The sequence below is a fragment of the Deltaproteobacteria bacterium genome (assembly GCA_016930875.1).
Taxonomy (GTDB): Bacteria; Desulfobacterota; Desulfobacteria; order Desulfobacterales.
On sequence record JAFGFW010000075.1, the window covers coordinates 1 to 4163 of the forward strand.

4 protein-coding genes are annotated in these 4163 nt (G+C 54.2%); 3 read left to right on the forward strand and 1 reads right to left on the reverse strand.

Annotated features, from left to right (window positions below; translation table 11 throughout):
- Positions 1-1034 (reverse strand): efflux transporter outer membrane subunit (locus JW883_07405; protein MBN1842089.1); only part of this gene is annotated, 1034 nt, incomplete at its 3' end.
- A 786-nt stretch (positions 1035-1820) separates the two neighbouring features.
- Here JW883_07405 and JW883_07410 point away from each other — a divergent pair.
- The 3 genes from JW883_07410 to JW883_07420 all read left to right on the forward strand — a co-directional run.
- Positions 1821-3440, forward strand: a complete 1620-nt coding sequence (locus JW883_07410; protein ID MBN1842090.1) for an acyl-CoA mutase large subunit family protein — start codon at positions 1821-1823, stop codon at positions 3438-3440.
- A 55-nt stretch (positions 3441-3495) separates the two neighbouring features.
- Positions 3496-3894, forward strand: coding sequence for a cobalamin-dependent protein (locus JW883_07415; protein ID MBN1842091.1), 399 nt, complete (start codon positions 3496-3498; stop codon positions 3892-3894).
- Between the two features lie 3 nt (positions 3895-3897).
- A partial coding sequence (locus tag JW883_07420; GenBank protein MBN1842092.1) for a methylmalonyl Co-A mutase-associated GTPase MeaB occupies positions 3898-4163 on the forward strand: 266 nt, incomplete at its 3' end.

The window sequence follows — 4163 nt, forward strand, 5'->3', positions numbered from 1 at the left end:
AGGGCCCCGGCATCGAAGACGGGCCACGTGATCCGGGGGCCGATTGCGAGTGTCCGGCCGCCGCCGGAAAGGAGATCGTCCAATTTGAGGGCCTCGAATCCGATGGAGCCCCTCAACGTGAATGTTGGATAGAGCTGCGCCGTTGCAACACCGATACGGGCCGTCTGCGCGGCAAGTTCCCGCTCCGCCCGGCGGATGTCCGGCCGCTGCCGCAGTAGGTCGGCAGGTACGCCCACGGCGATCTCCGCCGGCGCCACCGGGATGGGCTCGGGGTGCTCCAGTTCACGGTGGAGGGTTCCCGGTGTCTCTCCCAAGAGCACGGCAAGGCGGTTCATGGCCCCCTCCAGGCCCGTGTGCAGGGTCGGTATCTGGCTCCGTGTGTTTTCAAGGTTGTAGCGGGCCTGTTGGACGGCCAATGCGTCGCTCAGACCGGCCAGGTAACGCATTTGGGTCAAGCTGTAGGTCTCTTCCTGGTTCTTCAAATTCGCTTTTGCCGCGGCAAGCCGGGCCTGATAGGTGCGGGTCTCCAGGTAGTTCACAGCCACTTCTGCAAGCAAGGAGACCAGGACGTCACACAATGCCTCCCGGCTGGCTTGCAGATCCGCATCCGCCGCCTCCAGGCCGCGCCTGATACCTCCGAACAGATCCAGTTCCCAACCGGCGTCAAATCCTGCCGCGTAGAGGTCGCGCGTCTCGGTCCCACCGGTTCCTTCCTTGCTGTAAATCTTTGTGGCCGAACCACTGCCGTCGAGCGTGGGGAAGAACTCCGTCCGGGCCAGGCCCCGACGGGCCCGCGCTTCTCGAAGCCTCGCACCGGCCTGCTTCAGGTCGATGTTGCCCGACACGGCGCGCTCGATGAGGCTGGAGAGTCGGGGATCATTGAAGGTCTTCCACCAATGGGTCAAGGCCGTGGGATCCGTTTCCCCTGCGACCGGTCCACCTTCCAGGCTTGTGTGCCAGGTTGCGGGGGTCCTGAGTTCCGGCGGGACGTAATCGGGCCCTACGGCTGCGCAACCTGCCAGGATCAGGGGCATGATCAACGCCAGGGCTCCCGGCGGAAGTCTCAAAATGTTTGTTATCGGGTTCACAGGTGGACACCACCCCCTTTTCAGCGTTTCTTGCGATGGCCAGTCAATTCCTTTATTCCTTGCCGGCCCCCTGTCCAAACCATGAGGGCGGATCGCACCTCGTTTTCTCTTAAGGTCGTCTTGGCGACGCAGGTGGTTACAAGTGTTTCACTTCCGGTAGACGTGTTTCCTTGATGAAGAGATGAATTGCCGCCGTGAAGTATGCCATAGGGAAACGTCCGGTTTTCTGAAACGGCCTAATATAAAACAACAGAAAGGCCTTTGTGCAAATTCTTTCAATCATGAAAAAAAGAAAGATCCGTTTTTTCTTGACAAAGGTGTGATTTGTTTTAATGTAAAACCGACTGGTCGGTTTAATTAAACCGATTTGGTATTTCAAAATGTTGGAAATAACAGGAAAAATCTGGTAAAAATATTTATAAATCTTAGGGAGAGGTGACATCTCTCGGTTATAGCCGGGTTGCTTTCACGATATGCCGGGCACGGGCTGGACAAAGACGGAGCTTACGCGTCTCACATTTGATCTCCCGGCCATGTGTCCCTGGATTTATCCTTGTTATGACCCGAGAGGGGCCGTAAACCCTGAGCGACTGTTGCGCCGGATTTGGAAGACAGGATTTACCTTGGTCGTTTGAATCCGGGGATTTGGACGCTTTCCGCCAATGAACTGCGGATTTTATGAACATCCAAGCGGCCCAATTTATCTAGGACAGCAATGTGGGGAGGCACGGCATGAAAAGAGAGACGGATTACGGATATGAAATTAAGCCTGTATACACACCGGACGACATTGCAGGGCTGGATTACAAAAAGGATCTTGGGGATCCGGGTTCGTATCCTTACGTCCGCGGGTATCATCCAAACGGGTACCGGAGCCGGGTATGGACAAGGCGAATGACCGCAGGGCTGGGATCGTCCAAGAGAACCAACGAAGTGCTCCAGCAGTACAGGAAAATGGGTCAAACGCAGGGCATGCTGGTCATCTGCGACAGGCCTAACGCGATGCCCATAGATGCGGATCATCCCATGGGGAGAAGGGAGTCCGGTGTTTTGGGCTGGCATGGAGCATCGTTGCTTGAATTTGAGGAGTTGATGGATGACATCCCCTTGACAGGTCAATCGATAACCTTGCTGGGCTCTTCGGCCATGTCCTGTATGAGGTTGGCCTATGTTGTGGCCCTTGCGGAAAAACGTGGGGTGGATTTGAGGGAAGTGCACGGCAGTGTGACGGAATATCCCTTTTGCCACACATTTGGACAGACCGATCATCTGCCTTTGGATCTTCTCATAAAGCTTTGGCTGGATTCCTCAGAATACATCATAAGAAACAAAATACACATGCGCAGTGGCATTCTGAGCCAGCATTTTCAAGAGTCCGGCGGCAACAACGCGCAGGCCCTGGCTGTGGAAATCGCACAGCTCAAGGAGTTGCTCGGCATGCTGGTGAAGGAGAGGGGCCTTGATTTCGATGATGTCGGTCTTCTCCCCTATGAACTCGTAAGCATTAGTTCGCGGTTCTTCGAAGAAATAGCCAAAGTCCGGGCCCTTCGAAGAATGTATGCGAAGATGGCCAAGGAAACATTCAAGGCGAAAAGCGAAAAGGCCTGCCAGCTACTCATATCGGTTCATACCTCAGGCCGTGCAATGACGTATCAGCAGCCCTACAACAATATCGCTCGATGCGCCATACAGACCCTTGCCGGGGCCATAGCAGGCTGCACTGCGATCGACAACGCGTGCCTGGACAATGCTCATGCGGAGCCGTCCGCTTTTGCCGCAAGGATGTCTTTGAATACCCAGCATATCGTGTCTGACGAAACCGGCGTGACCGACGTGACGGATCCTCTCGCGGGCTCATATTTTGTTGAGTATCTCACCAACAAGGTGGAAGCGGAGGCCTACAAGATCCTGCAACAGATAGAAGACCAGGGAGGAATGACTGCGGCGGTTAGAAAAGGGTTTATCCACAATATGATGGAGGCCTCGGCACGGAAAAGACAAAAAGAGATTGAATCAGGTGAGCGGTTGGTCGTTGGTGTAAATGAGCTGGTCATACCGCCTGAGGAAGATGACGACATCCCCATACAGTCGGTGGAGGCATCTGATTCTGAAGAAATAGCGAAACGGATGGAGACCTGGAAAAAAACAAGAAATATGCCCCTGCTGAAAGAGAAAATCGCGAGGCTTTACGCTGATGCCAAAGAGGGCAAAGACTTCAACCTGATGCCCTCCATTATAGAAGCAGTGAAAGCCTATGGCACCGCCGGTGAAATTATGGGCGTTATTCGTGTGGCCAACGGATTTCACTACGATCCCCTGGAGATGATTGATTGCCCCTTTGACCTGCAGTGAATGGATTTCGCTGGATGTATAGAGCGCATTTCCGTATACAGGAGGAATATTCAGTATGAGCCACAGACAACGAATAAAAGTCCTCATATCCGGTATCGGGCTTGACGGGCATTTCACGGGTGCGGAAATCGTATCGAGATTTTTGATGGATGCCGGAATGGAGGTCGTGTATCTTGGGATCTATCAGACGCCGGAAATGATTGTCAGCGCCGCTGTCGAAGAAAGCGTGGATATCATCGGCATAAGCAGTCATGCCTCCAATTATGAACAGATAGGCCTCTTGTTGGACCTGATGAAAAAGAATGATCTGGATGATGTGCCCGTCATTTGCGGGGGGACCATTCCTAAACGGGACGCGGAGGCCCTGCTGGAAAGAGGGGTGGCAAAAATATTCCCGCCCCAGAGCAGTTCGGAGTCGATCGTTGACTACATTTTTTCGTGCGTGAAGAGATAAGTTATGGTTGACGGCATTGTAAAGAAGATTGTCGGTGGTGATGTAAGGGTTGCCGCACGGTTGATCCGTGACATTGACGACGGCGTTCCGGGAACGAGGCCGATCCTCAAGGCCCTCTACAGGCATACCGGGAAGGCCTATGTGGTTGGAATAACGGGCGCTCCCGGCGTGGGCAAAAGCACACTGGCGGATCAAATGATTCATGGGTTGAGAGGGCGTGGAAAAACAGTGGGCGTGCTCGCCGTAGACCCGACCAGCCCGTTCAGCGG

What these genes read in the sequence shown, in the direction of transcription:
- JW883_07410 (MBN1842090.1), top strand. Translation starts at nt 1,821, where the DNA reads ATGAAAAGAGAGACGGATTACGGATATGAAATTAAGCCTGTATACACA.
- JW883_07415 (MBN1842091.1), top strand. Translation starts at nt 3,496, where the DNA reads ATGAGCCACAGACAACGAATAAAAGTCCTCATATCCGGTATCGGGCTT.